Raw genomic sequence first — 16,621 nt, 5'->3', positions numbered from 1 at the left:
ATTTTAATTGGCTGATTTAAACATCTTTTTTCGATTAATTAATTTTAATTCGAATATTTCTAATTATTATCTTCTTTATCAATTGCTTGTTGTGCAACTAAATTAAGATAGTTGAACGGATTGTCATAATTTGGTTGGAACAACATATCAACATAAGCTAAATCATCAATCGTATTTTCATTTTGAATACAAATTGATAAGGCATTTGCTGACTGAGCAACTTCATGTTTACTGAATAACTGTGCACCTAAAACTTTTCGCGTATCTTTATCATAAATTAAATAAATTGTTAACATTTCCGTGGTTGGCATATAATCTGGACGATAATTGTCGTGGTATGTAACATAATCGGCGTTCAGACCATTTGCTAAAGCCTTTTTTAAGGTTAATCCCGTTTCAGCCAAAGTATAGCCAAACAATGCCATTGCTGTGGTAGCTTGTGTTCCCATATATTTGCGAACATTTCCATAAATATTCATTCCAGCCAAAGTACCTTGACGCACAGCACTAGAAGCTAGTGGAATATACTTCATTTCACCTGTTGGATTGAACTTAACAGCACAAGAATCACCAGCGGCAAAAATATCAGGATCTGATGTTTGCATATAATCGTTCACCAAAATGGCTCCATAACCGTCCATTTGAACCTGACCACGCAATAAATCTGTATTAGCAAAAAAGCCTGTGCAGACAATTACTAAATCGGCTTTATAGCTATGACCAGCTTTAGTATTGATAGTTAATTGGTCACCATCTTCAATTTCAGCAACACGTTCACCTAATGCAACCTTAACATCGTGTTCTTTAAGTTTTTCAATGATTGTTTGTGATAGTGGTTCATCGACATAATTATTGAGAATCTGTTCCCTTGATTGAATTAAGGTTACTTCATGAACCGTATTAGCATAACTTTCAGCCAACTCTACTCCAACATATCCTGCTCCAACGATAGCAATACTAGGATAATTCAAAGCTGATTCATAAATTTTCTTGGCTTGATCATAACTCTTACACAACAAAACACGTGGATTATCCATACCACCAATTGGTGGTACGCCAACTTCTGAACCAGTAGTCATAATTAATTTATCATAACTATCTTCAAAAATTTCCTGTGTGTTGAGATCTTGAACTACAATTTTTTTATTTTTTGAATCGATTTTAATAACATTGTGCTTCATATGAACCTTAGCGCCATAACCTTCTAGCGTAGTTGGATCAGCATAAAACATATCCTCTAGTCGATTAACGATTCTTCCTAAATATAATGCTATTCCACATGATAAAAATGCAATATTATCATCACGTTCATATACGGTAACTTCCGTATCTGGATGCTTTTTCAATATTTGTTCCACTGCAGCTGTTCCAGCATGTGTACATCCGACAACGATTACTTTCAACAGTCGGTTCCTCCTCTACAGTACCCAATAAATTATTCTCTCTGCTTTTTAAGCTTCTACGAACACTTGGTTACATTATATCAATCTATTTAATTTTTTATATATTATAAATGGACTTTTTAAATTTCAAATATCGATAAGGCAACACAGATGATTTGTAATATAATAGCAAGTGTATTGACTTTTTTAAAAGCGGTGATAATCAATGGACAAAATTAAATCCTCTAATGATATAAATTCTGATATCTATTATGACAGTGTAGGTATTCGTAAAAAAGTTTTCGTGGATGAGCAAAACGTTCCCACTGAAATTGAAATAGATAAGGACGAAGACAAATGTACCTACTTTGTTCTTTACAGTAATCAACAGGCTGTAGCCACTGCCAGATTTCAAGTTACATCTGACAATGGAATCCATATCCAAAGGGTTGCCGTCTTAAAATCATTTCGTCATCAACATTTAGGATCAGATCTTTTAAAATATATTATTGATTATGCCCAAAAACAAAATTTCGATTACATTATTTTAGGAGCTCAAGATCACGCTCAAGCTTTCTATACACAGCTAGGATTTAAAGTCATTGGCGAGCAGTATAAAGAAGCTGGAATTCTTCACCATGACATGAAACTAAGCTTGTAGTATTATGTGTTTGATACGTTATTCACGTGATTAATCAAGAATCAATTAGGACTAACAAAGGAGTTCATCATATATAGATACTTTATTCAGCCTCAACTTGACAAGGCGAATAATTCATTAATCGGTTATGAACTATTAATGAAGGAAAAAAAGCCCGAAGGATGGCGTCCACCAGCAAACTTTTCTGATGTTCCTTCACACCTCATGGCTCAAGTTTTAGTTGCCACAACGAAATTATTATCTTTAAAGATTGGTTCCGTTTCAGTAAATATCAATCGTAATCAGTTAATGGATGAGGAAGTTCGCGATGCTATCATCGAAGCTCAAAGAATCTTACGTCCATTAAAACTAGTAGTAGAACTAACCGAAGATACACCAAACAAAGATTGGAGCAATGAAGAATACATTTCTCTGATTAAAGAATTCATTGATTATGGAATGGACTTTAGTCTTGACGACTGTGGAACCGGAACAAATCAAATGGATCAAATCAAAGACATGATTCCTCTAGCATCAGAAATCAAGTTTGCCATCCAAAACTTTGGAGAAAAGTTACGCGATCCAGATATCGAAAACAAAGTTATATATTGGCGTGATATCTGTAAAAAAGAAAATATTCGTTTTATTCTTGAAGGAATAGAAGACGAAAAAGATGATGCCCTAGCTGATAAGTTGGAAATAGATTTACGTCAGGGTTACTATTACGGAAAACCTAGATTGTTGAAATTAAAAGCAGACGACGACGAATTCTAGAGAACGGAACAAGCTTCTTTCCAACATTCCACATAAAATCATAGTTATAAAGCAATAAATTCATGGTTATCAAAATCAGACGACCAAACAATAAAAGGAGATACCAATAAAAATTGGCATCCCCTTTTATTTATTTCAAAAAAATTATTTTGTTTTACGTTCCTTAGCCACAGCCTTTTGAGCAACCAAGTTCAAATAGTTAAACGGATTATCATAATTAGGTTGGAACAACATGTCCATAAAAGCTAAATCATCAATTGTATTCTTATTTTGAATACATACTGACAAAGTATTAGCTGATTGTGCAACTTCATGCTTACTGAACAACTGACCACCTAAGATCAAACGTGTGTCCTTATCATAAACCAATCTTATAGTTAGCATTTCTGTCGTTGGCATGTAATCAGGACGGTAGTAATCATGATATTCAGCTACATCCGCATTTAAACCATGCTCTAAGGCATGTCCTAAGGTCAAACCTGTAGAAGCAATGGTGTAACCAAACAATTCCATAGCTGAAGTTGCTTGTGTACCCATATACTTCTGGATATTACCGAATACGTTGATACCAGCTAAAGCACCTTGTCTAATGGCATTAGTTGCCAACGGCATATAGGCATGTTCATGCGTAGGGTTAAAGTAAACCGTACAAGCATCTCCAGCGGCGTAAATATCAGGATTAGATGTCTGAGTATAGTCATTAATAATGATAGCTCCACGGCGGTCCATATCCACTTGTCCACGAAGTAAATCAGTATTAGCTACAAAACCTGTGCAGACAATTACTAAATCGGCTTTATGGTCCTCTTTGCTTGTTTCAATAACAACATTGTCATCATCATCACGGTTGAAACCAGTGACATTTTCATTCAAATAAACGTCGACATGATGTTCCTTTAACAAGTTAACTATTTTTTCGGACATATCAGGATCAATATAGTGATTTAGAACTTGATCTCTTGACTGAATTAAAGAAACTTCATGATTTGTATTAGCATAACTTTCAGCCAGTTCCACGCCAATATAACCACCACCGACGATGGCAATGTGCTTGTAGTCCTTGGCTGTATCATGAATTGCTCGTGCTTGTGCATAACTCTTACACATCAAAATTCTCGAATCAGAAATTCCCATAATAGGTGGTACTACTACAGTTGAACCAGTAGTCATAATTAACTTGTCGTAAGTATCGTTAATTATTTCATGTGTCTCCATATTTTCACACATCAATGTCTTCTTCTCTGAATCAATCTTTAAGACATCATGCTTCATTCTAATTGTGGCACCAAGTTTTTCCAAATCCTTAGGACTAGCATAGAACATATCCTCGAGATGTTTTACTCTACCACCCAAATACAATGCAATCCCACATGATAGAAATGAGATATTGTCATCACGCTCGTATACGGTAACTTTTGTATCGGGATGTTCTTGAAGAACCTGTTCTACTGCCACTGTACCAGCATGTGTACACCCTACAACTACTACTTTCATTAAATATTCCCCCTCTCATAAATTGAGTTAAATCCATATCAAAAAATGAATAATCAAGCATAACTTTAAAAATATATACCGTTTCATCATCATTATAAACCTATAAAATTATAAATAAATACGTGTATACTGATATGTAATATTGTTTAAACATTAATATCTTATAATACTACAATATGATTTAAGGAGCACCATTTTTATTAAGCATTAAAAATAATTTGGAGGGGATAATTTTGAATATCCTAAAAGGGATCACCAATAACTATATTAATCTCACTTCAATCATTATCACTTTAGTCACAATTGGCTTGATTACCGTTATTACTATTATTGCTTACGGTCTAGAAAGTCATCTTAATGACGATTCACCTTTTTATCTCAAATTTTCTACTCATTTAGTAGAAGGTGCAATTTTAGCAAGTAGTATGATTATTCTTCAACAAACTTTTCATATGTTGAGCAACGGAACTGTTAACAGCGGTTGGTTGTACGCCAATGCTCAATTAACTATTCTGCTTTATGCTATGTATCTTTTACGAAATAAAATAACTCTATTGATTAATTTATTAATGCCCTTTGCTTATCACCAATCTAGTAATATTGAACGATTAGGTAGCAATCGATGGCCCTTTTTTCTTGTTTCATACATTTTTCTAGTGATTATTATCTTTTATATTTATTGGAGAACCGACAGTCTTAAAGATAGTACGATCAAATATCTCATCCTACAAATTCTTTATGGAATTGGCTGGTGGATATTACTCTGGGTCGACCATAGTTTTTCAATATACAACATTCTTAACATGCTAGTGGTCTTCGTTATCTACATGGCTATTATTAGATATTGTGAACATAAGATGCAGTTAACCTTGAACGGCTATGACACATTAAAAAAGGCTGTCAACTATGACGAATTAACTGGAATTAGAAACCGCTCTAGTCTAGATAAGAATTCTAAGGAAATCTATGAGCAATATTCACATGAAGACAACGTTCCTTTATCTATGGCAATGTTTGATATCGATCATTTTAAACTCTTTAATGATCAATACGGACACTCAACTGGCGACGAAGTCCTACGTCACGTTTCTCACACCATGGAACGTGAATTATATTAAAAAAAGACGCACGGACAAATTTTCCGCTTTGGTGGAGAAGAATTCATTACGAAAATTTCAATAACAAGTTAGCCACTTGGACAAAATAAATTGAATCCAAGTGATATCAGTATTTGAAGTTTATAAATATGTCTTTAAGCGCCACAGGAACTAGCAAAGAGTTCTTGTGGCGTTTTATAGTTCAATAACTTTCTAGGCATATTGTTGAGCTTAAATTCTATGTCTCTTATTACTTTTGGGCTGACTGTATCCAGTGACAGCCCTTTGGGCAAGTCACGACGTATCATTCGATTATGTACTTCATTTGTTCCACGTTCACAAGATGTATATGGGTGTGTGAAGTAAACATCCGCAACGCCAGCCATATCAGATGATAGATTAGAGAACTCAGGGCCATTGTCTGCAGTGATTGAATTGATAAGATCACCATAGTTCTTTATGATCTCTTTCATAGCATAATCTACAGAGTCGGCATCTCTACCGTCAATAAGTCTCATTATTTCAAAGCGTGTCTTACGCTCTATGAGCGTTAAGACGACACTCTCATGGCCATTTCTTTTGCCCACAATCGTGTCTATCTCAAAGTCCCCAAAGGATTCTCTGCTATCAACACTTTTAGGGCGTTTCTCAATACTACGACCAAGTAGACGCTTATGCTTTTTTGAAGTATGTTGCTTAGTCGGTCTAGTTGACTTTTCTACCAGATCAATATTCCGGATTTCAAGTCGTTGTTCATCAATATATTTGTAAAGTGTAGTAGTACAAACCATTTCATCTACTAAGAATAATTCTTCGTTCTTAGCTCGTCCAACGGCCGTATCAGGTGACCATCCATTATCTATGAACTGGCTTACAAAGAAGCCTAAAAAGGCTGTGACTTGGTCGAATTTAGAAGGACGATGGCAAAGCTTACGGTTCTTTACATACTTTTGATGTGCAGTGTCAGGAAAGTAGCAATTCAAGTGTTGAACTTTACCATTAACTTTCTTGATCTGCTCAACAGTACCTCTGTTAATTTCATTATTAATAGTCTGAGGTGAAACGCCGATAGCTTTAGCTATCTGGCGATTCGAGTAGCCAATTGAATGAAAGGAAGCAATCTTTCCACGTTCAATTTCAGTTAAATGATGTCCTTTAGGACGATTTATGATATTCTGTTCTAGCACCAAGACGAAAAACCTCTTTCATTGTTTGTGTGAGAACTCCAATGATACCTGATTTTTACGTCTTGGTGTTTTTATTTTGTCATTTTTCTAAAGTGGCTAACTTGATTATAAAATTCGCCGAAGAATTCATTATTATTTTTCGCGGTAAAAATGCCGAAGAATGTAAACCAATCATTACTGATTTAAGAAATACCTTACTTCACTCACCACTCTTCTTCAACGGTAAGAAATTGAATGTCAGCGTATCATTTGGTGTTTCTCAATTAAAGCCAACTGACTCCGGCTTTACAGATTTATTCAATCGAGTCGATAGTTATCTTTATAAATCTAAAAACGCCGGTCGTAATAAAATGACCATTGAAGATATTACCTATAGCTTTGATGAAGCCAAGTAGTAAAATAGCATCCATTCAGATGAACTCCCTCCATGGGGATAAATTTGAACGGGTGCTATTATTTTCTTTAAGTAAAAGACGTTACTTTTTGTATTTTTTGACAAAAAAATAGTGAGAAATTAATCTCACCGTCGGGAAGGAATCAGTTGTTTTTAAATCTGGTAGTCCCTATATGTCATAGTAAACCATGTTTGGCCTGACCGCAATAGTATAAATCGATAATCTTAACTCTTTTTTTAATAACTTATATTATTTTTAAAATATCATTTTTATAACAATTAAAATGAGTAATGATGCTTCAACGAAGGAACAACTATTTTATCCGATATTCCAATAATTATACCTTGGCAGAACATCGCCAAAATAGTTCCAATACCAACTGACAAGATATGTCCTGTCAATATGAAACAAATTATCATGATGATCACTGGCGGTGTATAGCTAACTAACTGTCCCCATCCGGCTGAACCATGTAAATATTTGAATCTCAATAGATAGGCCATTTCATCATTAGGATGTTGTATTAAATTACATCTTTGATAAATTGAAGTTCCCATTGAAACAAAAATCAAACCTAATAAATCAACCAAGAAACGTGAATATATAGGAAGATAATTTAAATTGAGTGGATTTAAAATGTCACTGAAAAAACCAACTAAATAGCTAAATGGTAATGAGAACAGTAAATTAGAAACAAAGATATGACCATCAAATTTTCCTAATAACAGTTGATTAACAATCGTTACAATAACAGCATAGATAAACAACGTTGTTCCATAACTAGTATGTAGTAACGTCGAAATATTGACTGCTGAGGCCGTCCACACGGCACTTCCCATATTACTGTCAATCATTAGTGCATTAGCAAAAGCATCCAATACAATTGCAAAAATTAGGAATCCTAACCGCTTCTTAAAACTATTATCTTCCAATCTCATATCCCCCAAAATAAAAATAGACAATGCCAACTTTGTAATTGGTATTGTCTATTTACTTACAGCCTAATTACTAAGAATTAGTTTAAATTAGACTGAAAACGTTGTCAATGAGACTTTATTTATTCTTTGGGTGATTCATTTCATCCATACTTAATAAATGATACTTATGTTCATGATTAGGATCATAAGCCTCAATCTGTGCCATCATACCCGTATCCTCATGTTCTAGAATATGGCAGTGATACATGTAAACACCAAACTTAGTAAATTGAACAGCAATTCTGACTGTTTCACCAGCATTAACACCCACAGTATCTTTCCAACCATGTTCATTAGGATATGGTTCTTTGCCATTACGACTAATAACAAGGAATTGACAACCATGCATATGGAATGGATGAATCATTCCACCATCCATATCATTGGTATTTACAACATCCCAGAGGACAGTGTCACCAATCTTTTGACGACGGTCGATTCTTTGCATATCAAAGAGTTTACCATCAAGTCTAACTTGATCGTCCATTCCTGACATAACTGTACGAGTAACAGGTAGTCCAGGTGTTACTTCTGGAGCATCGATTGTTGTTAGATGTTCTGGAAGCTTTACATCATCTGGAACATATTGACCAATTTTGAATTTCATAATTGGCATATCATCACTCATTAGAGTAACTACGTCACCCGGCTTCTTATCACCAAAGTCCAAAATAACTTCAGCACGTTCAGCACAAGTTAACATTAACTTAGTCAATCTAACTGGTTCTGGTAAAGTACCACCATCTGAAGCAATTTGAGTAAACCCATGATCATCATCAAAATGAAGACGCCATTCACGACGATCAGAACCATTCAAGATTCTTAAACGAACTCGTTGAGTCGTTACATCAAAGACACCATTGATCGTACCATTGACCAAAGCATATTTACCCAAAGTACCATCAATATCATAATCCTTCTTATAATCTAATTGATTGTCATGATAACTTCTATCTTGCAAAATAATTGGAATATCATCAACACCATAATTGCGTGGGAAAGGCAATTTAGCTTCTTCATCATCAGTTACTACGACCGCTGCAGCTAAACCGTTCCAAACTTGACGAGCTGTATTTGGACATGGATGTGGATGAATCCAATCAGTTTGAGCAGGTTGATCCAAAGTGAAGTCAATATCACGACTGCCGCCTGGATAAACCGGAGCATGTGGACCACCATCAACGATAGGTCCAGTAACATTTAGTCCATGCCAATGGAAAGTAGTAACTTCTGGTAATTTGTTAACAAGATGCACATGATAGTGAACACCTTGCTTTAAAACGATTGTTTGACCTAATAATGAAGCGTTATAGCCCCATGTCTTAGTTTTAGCACCAGGTAAAATCTGTGTTTCACCTTCTTGTGCTGTAATCGTGTAATAAACATCATTTCCTTCTACCTTGTCTGGCTTCAAAGCAGCAGGAATATTCAATGGATGATCAGGCATATCCACTTTTTCTAATGGAACATAACCTCCATCGTGTAAATCAAATACTGGTTCATCAAAGAAATAATTATTGTAAACTTTTGTTTCTGACATTTATAATCGCCACCCTATTTAGTTTTTGATTGAAACGTACAAACACAATTTACTAAAGCCTCAACAAACATACCGATAGCCATCATATACATAGCTATCATGTTCTTATCAGCAAAGACAAAATACAATAAAATTGCATAAAAAATTAGCATGATCAATGAGAAAGCCTTAGAACCACTTACCATATTTATCACCACCAAATGTTATTACACTTTCATTCTAATACAGTTGTCTTCACATTAAAACGAAATTTTGGCTAACCTAAAAAAATTAATATCTATATATAACTAGTTCACCATTAATATAATTAGCCATATAAACTTCTGACACACTCAGATGGCGTTTTTGTAATTCTTCTTCAACCCAAGCTTCATCCTTACCCGATGTTAATAACTCTTCCATATCGATCTTGCCATCCAAAATCAATGGATATTTAAAACTATCTTCATCCTTTAAAATAATCGTTAACTGTCCATTACGTTCAAAGACAGCACGTTTAACATTTCTAACATCCAAAACTCCTGCCTGACGCAATTTAAAAGATAGGTCATTAGCTGACAAACCATTTTTCAAAGCCAAATTAACATCAATATGACCATTTTTCACAATTATCTGTGGAGTACCTTCGATAACCTTCTTAAAGAAGTTATTGTGATTAGTCAAAAATTTAGCAACAAAGACTACCAATGTCCAGATCAACAAGACCAAAGTGAATTGTAGAATCGTAATACTGGAATTGTAAATCATACCACCAACAATTCCACCAAGGACATAGTTTTGAAGTTGATCAATTGCACTTGTCGGAGCAATATTCCCTCGTCCAAACAGATTGATCTGCAAGACCATGAATAAAAAACCTATAATAAATTTTAAAGTCAAATCACCGTATTGTAATACCATTATGCCACCTATTTTTTTATCAATTGTATTTTTTGTGAGCTAATTATATTGGCCTTTGAAAGTGTATAACTACTCAAATTATTATCGAAACTAACCCGATAAATATCCTTGCCCGCTTTAATCAACATTCCTTCTGTCAAACTAGAACTATTGGAATACAGTTTATTCTTCGAAACTTTTTTATCTTTAGCAACAGATTGCATCAAGCCCAAAGTTTGATTAGTTTTATTATTGATATCCAACTGTTGTTCATAATTATTGTAATTAATACCAATAAACAAAAAAATTCCCAAGCCAAAGATAATCAACAAATCACGATATTTATTGTCAGATCGATTTTTAAAATACAAGTAACTAGTTATAAAAATAGCTGTTGCAAGTATTAGAACTCCTATAATGAATAAAAAATTCGGTTCATTGTTATGTTCCACTAAATATTGATACGAATAAAAACTCATTTATATCCCCTCAACTATTTTTTTATTTACGATTAGTATAGCAAAAAGCTGACATCGTGGATTTAACAAACGATCCCTCGATAAAAATTATTTTCTTGCGCAAGCAATTGATTTGTTCCATAATACATAAAAGTTAATATCTAACGTTAGGGGTGATAAATATGAATCATACTTCGAATCTATGTACTTGGTTAAACATGAAACATTTTGAAAATGACGTCCAAATGGAATTGGAAAAAGTATTAGCTAAATATGATTTGTCACCTGTTGAATTCAGCTTTTTGCACTACCTCTACGATCAATATGACTCCAAAGCTAGTTTGCTCGAAATTAAAGATTCACTCAAATTAAGTGCGGCGGCTGTCTCACGAATGGCTGTACGGTTAGAAAATAAGGATTGCAAACCAATCATTCGTTATCACAGTGACGATAATCAAAAAGAGGTTTGCCTAAAGATTACCAAATCCGGTATTGAACACTTTAAAGAAGCCTCTGAAGTGGTCAATAAATCACTGAACAAATCTTTCTCAAGTCAAGATTTTCAATCTCTGCGAGAGGAAATCCTAACTACGGAAACTAATTAAATCAATTATTTCTCGAATATAAAAAACGGCCTCTATTAAGAAATTCAAGTAAAGGATATATCTTGAATACTTAATGGAGGCCGCTTTTTTGACTTAAAGTTTCTAGATTCGTAGATTAAAAATACTAGAACTAAAGGACTAGTCGATAGTAAAAAATTGTGTCCACCACGTTTCAGTAGCCCACAGATTTTTTTTGCGGACAACAACATATTTCAACTATATTAGTTGATATTTAGTTACAACCAAGTTTAAGAAAGAACCACGTAGATATTATTCTGCGTCTTTTTTTGTTTGCCATGGAAATTGCAAACTAATATTTTTATTAAATCCTTCTTGCCCCAATAATTTTTTGAAACGTTCACCCTGACGCTCATGGTAGTCACTGCAAACATATTCGGACTCTGCACTATCAGGAACAATTCTTGGCAAAAAAATATCTTCATCTGTTACGACAAAAGTAGAAAAACAAGTCAATCCCAAAAAGCGTTTTCCTGTTTTCAAATGTTCACCGATAATCTTTGTAAATACTTCAATTGAACTTCTACCTACCCCAGAAACATAAGATTCCGTACACATCGAATCCTGTAACCCAAATGGCAAAATAAAATTAACCTGATCAATCGATGCTGTGACCGTCTCAATTCGAGCTAGTCGTGAAGCCGAAATCGAAGAATTATCGTCAACAATCATTAAAGTTTTACCACCGAATACAGTTCCGTGTTCATTTAAATCAGATGAAAATACACGATGATTGCTAATAGATAAAGTATCGCTACATTTAATTTCTTTCATAATTTAACCTCTTTATAATAATAAAAAGCTCACATCTAATTCACTAGACATGAGTAATTTAACTATTTTTTCTAAAAAAATTTAAAAGTTCTGTTTTCCTTTCAGAAGGCAACTTCGTATAAGAAACACCTTGAATGGCGCCTTCCAAAGAATACAACATTTGAATACAATAGAATCTATCTGGTGCCTTTAAAGACTTTAATTTCAAAAAAGTTTGTTGACTTCCCAACTTCTTCAAAGTAGCCGCATCAGTTACATCAATTTTAGACAATTGTTCATTTAAAACCTTACCAATATTGGGTAAATCTGTTAATCGTTCGATTACTAAATTCATCTCCAATATTTTTCATATACTCAAAACAATGATCCCTCCCGGGATCGAACCGGGGACCTACTGCTTAGGAGGCAGTTGCTCTATCCAACTGGGCCAAGGGACCAAATCTTAATTAACCAATAAAACGTCTATAAGAAAATTATATCTCACATGCATAATTATTCAATACTGGAAAATGATAAATAGAACCGTTTACCCGTTCAAAAAAAGCAGTCCCTATTAAGTACTCAAGACATATACTATGTACTTGAATTTCTTAATAGAGACTGCTCTTATTTAATTATTTAAATTTTACAATACCTAACTCCATAACAACCAAGCTTGCAAAAAAGCTTATTTATTATTATGACGCTTACCTTTATTTTTTTGATCACGTAACCGTTTCTTAGTCTTAGGTTTATCCTTATGACCAACCACAGTCTTTTTACGAGCAACAGGTTTATTAGAGAGTGTGCCATCACTCTTGAGGTAAGCCTTATTTATTTCAACATTAGTAAATTCACGCATGTTCTTCAAATCATGACTATTACCAAAAGTAAGCACAATACCGCTCTTACCCATTCTACCGGTTCTACCAGAACGATGAACATATTCATTTTCATCCCTAGGAACCATATAATTAACAATCGTTGTGATATTGTCAATATCCATTCCACGAGCAGCCACATCAGTTGTTAACAACAAATTAACTTTTTTAGTAGAAAAGAGTTGAATCGCTGATTTACGTTGTTGTGATGACATTTTACTATCTAAAGATACAAAATTAGTTTTGTTATGATTCAAATCACTGATAGCTTTATGTAACGAACGAGAGTTATTGAAAAAAACTATTCCCAAGAATTTCTTGTTATGAGCCAACTCACGAACTAATGCATTTTTGATAAATTCACTATTAGCATCAATAAAGTAATGCTTAATCCCTGCTGTATAGGTAGTATCATTACGTTGATCTATAATATCGAAATCTTGTCCAAACCATTTATGCATATCTTTAAAGATTTCATTACCAGTAGCTGAGAAGAAAGTCATTTGAACATCAGCTGGCATTTGCGCAATTGTTTGACGGACCGTTTCCAATTTTGATTCGTTCAACATTTCATCGGCTTCATCCACAATAACAGTGTTTAACTTGCCTAATTTCACCTTACGAGCCTGTGTTAATTCATTTAATCGTCCTAGGGTAGCAACGATAATCTCTGGCTTTTCTTTCAACTTTTTCAACTGACGTTGGGGATTAGCGCCACCAGTAATTGCCTGTACTTTACAGTCTACTAATTTAGCTAGCGGTTGAATAACATCTCTAACTTGCATTGCCAGTTCCTGAGAAGGTTCTAAAATCAACACTTGCAATCCATCTTTTGGTACTAAGGTTTCTAACATTGGCATTACAAAGCCCAAGGTTTTACCGGAACCAGTTGGTGCCATGGCAACAAAGTCTTTGCCCTCTTTGAAAGGTAGATAGACGGCCTCTTGAATCTTAGTTAATGCACTAAATTGATTTTGTTTAAAATAATCTTGATATAATTTTGGTATTTCCACTTTACTTATCCTCATCTGCTCCAAAAACAAGTCCTGCACTTGTCCGGGCTTGTTCTAGAATTCTATTTACAATTCTAGCGTACTTCAAGAGATTTTCATAAGTTTCTTGATCATTTTCAGTCATAATTCGTGCAAATTCTTTTGCCTCAGAGTCCATTGGGTTCTCACTCTTAACAGTTGGAATAGTTGTTATATTCTTATTATCATCGGCTAATTGAACATGAGTAATGTCACCACCACTGTCCATCAATAAAGTTTTTTTATCAAAATATATTTCTGAATCAGTGTATGAATTCTTAGTTTTACCGATCAAGATATTAACATCAAACTTAGGATACTTTAATGTCAAACTTCCGCTTCCATCTATACCTGATGAAAGTATTTCAGCAACATACTTTACAGAATCAGGTTGTCCAAATAGTACAACGGCATCATAAACAGTGTAGACACCTAAATCATATAAAGCTCCACCTGAAAATTTAGGATTGAAGATGTTAGGCAAATTTCCAGCCTTAAAATCATCATAACGGCTAGAGTATTTCATATAAGAAAATGTAGCTCCACTCAATTCATCATAATTGTCTTCAACATAGTTTTGAATCTTTTTAAAGATAGGTTCGTGAATATGACGTGCAGCCTCAAATAAGAAAAGTCCTTTTTCATGTGCCAGATCATCTAAAATTGTGAATTCTCTAACAGTAGAAGTACTAGGTTTTTCTACAATAACATTTTTTCCATGTTCTAAAGCCATCTTGGCTTGTTGGAAATGTAAACCATTTGGAGAAGCAATATAAACAGTTTCAAAGTCATCACTACTAAAAAATTTTTCTAAATCCGTACTAATAGCAATATTCTTCTTTTGAAGATCCTCAATAAACTTATCTGCCTTAACTTCAGTTCTGGAATAGACATGTGTTAACGAAAAAGCTTTCGTCTCATCTGTCGCATTAACGAATTGTTCTGTAATCCAATTTGTTCCAATTATTCCTAAATTTATCATAAAATCACCTCGCCTTAATTTTACTTATATGTAAGCGCAATTACTACTAAAAAAGTACCTGAATTCTATCAATATGGTATATAATTGCAGTTTAAACCATTTGAGGGGGTAGTTTTGCTTTATGAACGAGAAAACAGATAAATTCAGTCTGAAGAGAGACCTTGGTTTCTTTCCAGCACTATCAACGGTAATGGGGCTCGTTATCGGTGGTGGAGTTTTCTTCAAGATCTCTAGTGTCACCGCAGCCACCGGAAGCGCTAGTTTAACCATTTTTGTCTGGTTGCTTGCTGGTTTTATCACTATCAACGCTGGATTGACAGTTGCTGAATTAGCCTCAGCTATTCCAGTTGCTGGCGGAATTTACAAATACATCGAATATATTTATGGAAAAGTTCCAGCTTTTCTACTTGCTTGGGCACAATCAGTTATCTATTATCCAGCAGGAATTTCCGCTCTATCAATCATTTTTGCCACACAAGTTATGAATTTGTGTAACATTTCTTCTACTTGGCAAATACCGATTGCCATTTCATTAGCCATCTTTCTTTATCTTGTTAATCTACTAGGAGCTAAAGTTGGTGCCACAATTCAAACAGTTGCTTTAATTGCTAAATTGATTCCCATCGCTTTAATTATTATCGTAGGTATTTTCACACCTTCAAGCAATTCCATTTCACTTTTTCCAATCACTTCCGGTAGTCATGCTAACTTTTGGTCTTCGCTGGGTGGCGGACTATTAGCAACTATGTTTGCCTTTGATGGTTGGATGAATGTTGGTAGTCTAGCTGGTGAAATGAAACGTCCTGAAAAGGATTTAGCTAAGTCAATCATCGTAGGACTATTCGCTATTACATTAATTTACGTTCTAATCAGCTTTGTGTTTATCAAAGAACTGCCATTCCATTTGATTCCCGGTAATCAAAATGCTGCTTCCGAATCTGCTATTCGTATCTTCGGTGAAGTTGGTGGAAAAATTGTTACCATTGGTATCCTTATTTCCGTCTTCGGATCAGTTAATGGCTATACAATGACCGGTGCACGCGTTCCTTATGTTCTAGGAACTGATGATGAAATCGTCTTTTCAAAATTCTTTGGTAAATTAACTAAGAATACACGTGTTCCAGCTAATGCCGGCTTAGTACAAACAGTTATTGCTATTGCCATGATCTTTATGGGTAGTTTCGATTACTTAACTGATATGTTAGTTTTCGTTATGTGGATTTTTTCAGTAATGATGTTCATTGGTGTCTTCATTTTAAGAAAGAAAGAACCTGAACTAACACGTCCTTATAAAATCAATTTTTATCCAATACCACCAATTATTGCCTTAGCTGGTGGAGCCTATATCATTATTTCCACTTTATTCCGTCAACCCGGTTTAGCTGCAATGGGAATTGGAATTACCTTACTAGGTTTACCAGTTTATTATATTCATTATTTCAATAAAAAGAGGTCGCTATGATGGCGGCTTTTTTTATTTGCGTTATACTTTTCCTGATATATATAACGGTCAATGCAGGTGTTTTCT

General features: G+C 34.4%; 18 protein-coding genes and 1 tRNA gene. 6 read left to right on the top strand and 13 right to left on the bottom strand.

The features are described from left to right. Window positions 1-59: 59 nt before the first annotated feature. Complete coding sequence (locus ACI6PB_RS02875) at window positions 60-1,403, bottom strand: FAD-dependent oxidoreductase (protein WP_404327746.1); 1,344 nt, start codon at window positions 1,401-1,403, stop codon at window positions 60-62. Between the two features lie 205 nt (window positions 1,404-1,608). Here ACI6PB_RS02875 and ACI6PB_RS02870 point away from each other — a divergent pair, with 205 nt between their 5' ends. Then, window positions 1,609-2,043: a GNAT family N-acetyltransferase gene (locus tag ACI6PB_RS02870; protein WP_025084668.1), complete on the top strand. Its 435-nt coding sequence runs from the start codon at window positions 1,609-1,611 to the stop codon at window positions 2,041-2,043. A gap of 69 nt (window positions 2,044-2,112) precedes the next feature. Further along, window positions 2,113-2,796, top strand: coding sequence for an EAL domain-containing protein (locus ACI6PB_RS02865; protein ID WP_025084667.1), 684 nt, complete (start codon window positions 2,113-2,115; stop codon window positions 2,794-2,796). Between the two features lie 144 nt (window positions 2,797-2,940). On the opposite strand, the gene ACI6PB_RS02860 is transcribed toward ACI6PB_RS02865, so the two are convergent. Beyond that, window positions 2,941-4,290, bottom strand: coding sequence for an FAD-dependent oxidoreductase (locus tag ACI6PB_RS02860; RefSeq protein WP_404327745.1), 1,350 nt, complete (start codon window positions 4,288-4,290; stop codon window positions 2,941-2,943). A 233-nt stretch (window positions 4,291-4,523) separates the two neighbouring features. Here ACI6PB_RS02860 and ACI6PB_RS02855 point away from each other — a divergent pair, with 233 nt between their 5' ends. Continuing rightward, window positions 4,524-5,408, top strand: coding sequence for a diguanylate cyclase domain-containing protein (locus tag ACI6PB_RS02855; RefSeq protein WP_404327744.1), 885 nt, complete (start codon window positions 4,524-4,526; stop codon window positions 5,406-5,408). Between the two features lie 134 nt (window positions 5,409-5,542). On the opposite strand, the gene ACI6PB_RS02850 is transcribed toward ACI6PB_RS02855, so the two are convergent. Then, window positions 5,543-6,577 carry an IS30 family transposase gene (locus ACI6PB_RS02850; RefSeq protein WP_059075255.1) on the bottom strand — a complete coding sequence of 345 codons (1,035 nt, stop codon included), beginning with the start codon at window positions 6,575-6,577 and terminating at the stop codon, window positions 5,543-5,545. Window positions 6,578-6,675: 98 nt separating this feature from the next. Here ACI6PB_RS02850 and ACI6PB_RS02845 point away from each other — a divergent pair, with 98 nt between their 5' ends. Further along, window positions 6,676-6,969: a GGDEF domain-containing protein gene (locus ACI6PB_RS02845; RefSeq protein ID WP_404351105.1), complete on the top strand. Its 294-nt coding sequence runs from the start codon at window positions 6,676-6,678 to the stop codon at window positions 6,967-6,969. Between the two features lie 278 nt (window positions 6,970-7,247). Here the strand turns inward: ACI6PB_RS02845 and ACI6PB_RS02840 are convergent, their stop codons facing one another. From ACI6PB_RS02840 to ACI6PB_RS02820, 5 genes are all read right to left on the bottom strand, one after another. Beyond that, window positions 7,248-7,901, bottom strand: coding sequence for a YitT family protein (locus tag ACI6PB_RS02840; RefSeq protein WP_025084850.1), 654 nt, complete (start codon window positions 7,899-7,901; stop codon window positions 7,248-7,250). A gap of 121 nt (window positions 7,902-8,022) precedes the next feature. After that, window positions 8,023-9,486, bottom strand: a complete 1,464-nt coding sequence (locus ACI6PB_RS02835; protein ID WP_025084851.1) for a multicopper oxidase family protein — start codon at window positions 9,484-9,486, stop codon at window positions 8,023-8,025. A 14-nt stretch (window positions 9,487-9,500) separates the two neighbouring features. Then, window positions 9,501-9,671, bottom strand: a complete 171-nt coding sequence (locus ACI6PB_RS02830; RefSeq protein ID WP_404327742.1) for a hypothetical protein — start codon at window positions 9,669-9,671, stop codon at window positions 9,501-9,503. An 85-nt stretch (window positions 9,672-9,756) separates the two neighbouring features. Continuing rightward, complete coding sequence (locus ACI6PB_RS02825; protein WP_404327741.1) at window positions 9,757-10,386, bottom strand: DUF421 domain-containing protein; 630 nt, start codon at window positions 10,384-10,386, stop codon at window positions 9,757-9,759. An 8-nt stretch (window positions 10,387-10,394) separates the two neighbouring features. Then, window positions 10,395-10,844, bottom strand: coding sequence for a DUF3290 domain-containing protein (locus ACI6PB_RS02820; RefSeq protein WP_025084853.1), 450 nt, complete (start codon window positions 10,842-10,844; stop codon window positions 10,395-10,397). 161 nt (window positions 10,845-11,005) lie between these two features. Between ACI6PB_RS02820 and ACI6PB_RS02815 the strand changes: the two genes are divergently transcribed. Then, window positions 11,006-11,428, top strand: coding sequence for a transcriptional regulator (locus tag ACI6PB_RS02815; protein ID WP_025084854.1), 423 nt, complete (start codon window positions 11,006-11,008; stop codon window positions 11,426-11,428). 270 nt (window positions 11,429-11,698) lie between these two features. On the opposite strand, the gene ACI6PB_RS02810 is transcribed toward ACI6PB_RS02815, so the two are convergent. The 5 genes from ACI6PB_RS02810 to ACI6PB_RS02790 form a co-directional block, all read right to left on the bottom strand. Beyond that, window positions 11,699-12,220: an acyl-CoA thioesterase gene (locus tag ACI6PB_RS02810; RefSeq protein ID WP_025084855.1), complete on the bottom strand. Its 522-nt coding sequence runs from the start codon at window positions 12,218-12,220 to the stop codon at window positions 11,699-11,701. A gap of 58 nt (window positions 12,221-12,278) precedes the next feature. After that, window positions 12,279-12,554: a TfoX/Sxy family protein gene (locus ACI6PB_RS02805; protein WP_034543938.1), complete on the bottom strand. Its 276-nt coding sequence runs from the start codon at window positions 12,552-12,554 to the stop codon at window positions 12,279-12,281. Window positions 12,555-12,583: 29 nt separating this feature from the next. Further along, a tRNA-Arg gene (locus tag ACI6PB_RS02800) sits at window positions 12,584-12,657 on the bottom strand. Between the two features lie 230 nt (window positions 12,658-12,887). Next, entirely contained in the window at window positions 12,888-14,093 is a 1,206-nt protein-coding gene (locus ACI6PB_RS02795) for a DEAD/DEAH box helicase (protein WP_025084857.1), read from the bottom strand. Window position 14,094: 1 nt separating this feature from the next. Beyond that, window positions 14,095-15,093 carry a Gfo/Idh/MocA family protein gene (locus ACI6PB_RS02790; protein WP_025084858.1) on the bottom strand — a complete coding sequence of 333 codons (999 nt, stop codon included), beginning with the start codon at window positions 15,091-15,093 and terminating at the stop codon, window positions 14,095-14,097. Window positions 15,094-15,214: 121 nt separating this feature from the next. Here ACI6PB_RS02790 and ACI6PB_RS02785 point away from each other — a divergent pair, with 121 nt between their 5' ends. After that, window positions 15,215-16,555: an APC family permease gene (locus tag ACI6PB_RS02785; RefSeq protein ID WP_025084859.1), complete on the top strand. Its 1,341-nt coding sequence runs from the start codon at window positions 15,215-15,217 to the stop codon at window positions 16,553-16,555. Window positions 16,556-16,621 lie beyond the last annotated feature (66 nt).

The organism is Companilactobacillus paralimentarius (assembly GCF_963227125.1).
GTDB classification, from domain to species: Bacteria; Bacillota; Bacilli; order Lactobacillales; family Lactobacillaceae; genus Companilactobacillus; species Companilactobacillus paralimentarius.
The sequence above is the reverse complement of the archived record's forward strand: the minus strand, read 5'-3'. Positions and strand labels throughout refer to the sequence as shown.

What these genes read in the sequence shown, in the direction of transcription:
- ACI6PB_RS02870 (WP_025084668.1), top strand. Translation starts at nt 1,609, where the DNA reads ATGGACAAAATTAAATCCTCTAATGATATAAATTCTGATATCTATTAT.
- ACI6PB_RS02860 (WP_404327745.1), bottom strand. Translation starts at nt 4,290, where the DNA reads ATGAAAGTAGTAGTTGTAGGGTGTACACATGCTGGTACAGTGGCAGTA.
- ACI6PB_RS02835 (WP_025084851.1), bottom strand. Translation starts at nt 9,486, where the DNA reads ATGTCAGAAACAAAAGTTTACAATAATTATTTCTTTGATGAACCAGTA.
- ACI6PB_RS02830 (WP_404327742.1), bottom strand. Translation starts at nt 9,671, where the DNA reads ATGGTAAGTGGTTCTAAGGCTTTCTCATTGATCATGCTAATTTTTTAT.
- ACI6PB_RS02825 (WP_404327741.1), bottom strand. Translation starts at nt 10,386, where the DNA reads ATGGTATTACAATACGGTGATTTGACTTTAAAATTTATTATAGGTTTT.
- ACI6PB_RS02820 (WP_025084853.1), bottom strand. Translation starts at nt 10,844, where the DNA reads ATGAGTTTTTATTCGTATCAATATTTAGTGGAACATAACAATGAACCG.
- ACI6PB_RS02815 (WP_025084854.1), top strand. Translation starts at nt 11,006, where the DNA reads ATGAATCATACTTCGAATCTATGTACTTGGTTAAACATGAAACATTTT.
- ACI6PB_RS02810 (WP_025084855.1), bottom strand. Translation starts at nt 12,220, where the DNA reads ATGAAAGAAATTAAATGTAGCGATACTTTATCTATTAGCAATCATCGT.
- ACI6PB_RS02805 (WP_034543938.1), bottom strand. Translation starts at nt 12,554, where the DNA reads ATGAATTTAGTAATCGAACGATTAACAGATTTACCCAATATTGGTAAG.
- ACI6PB_RS02790 (WP_025084858.1), bottom strand. Translation starts at nt 15,093, where the DNA reads ATGATAAATTTAGGAATAATTGGAACAAATTGGATTACAGAACAATTC.
- ACI6PB_RS02785 (WP_025084859.1), top strand. Translation starts at nt 15,215, where the DNA reads ATGAACGAGAAAACAGATAAATTCAGTCTGAAGAGAGACCTTGGTTTC.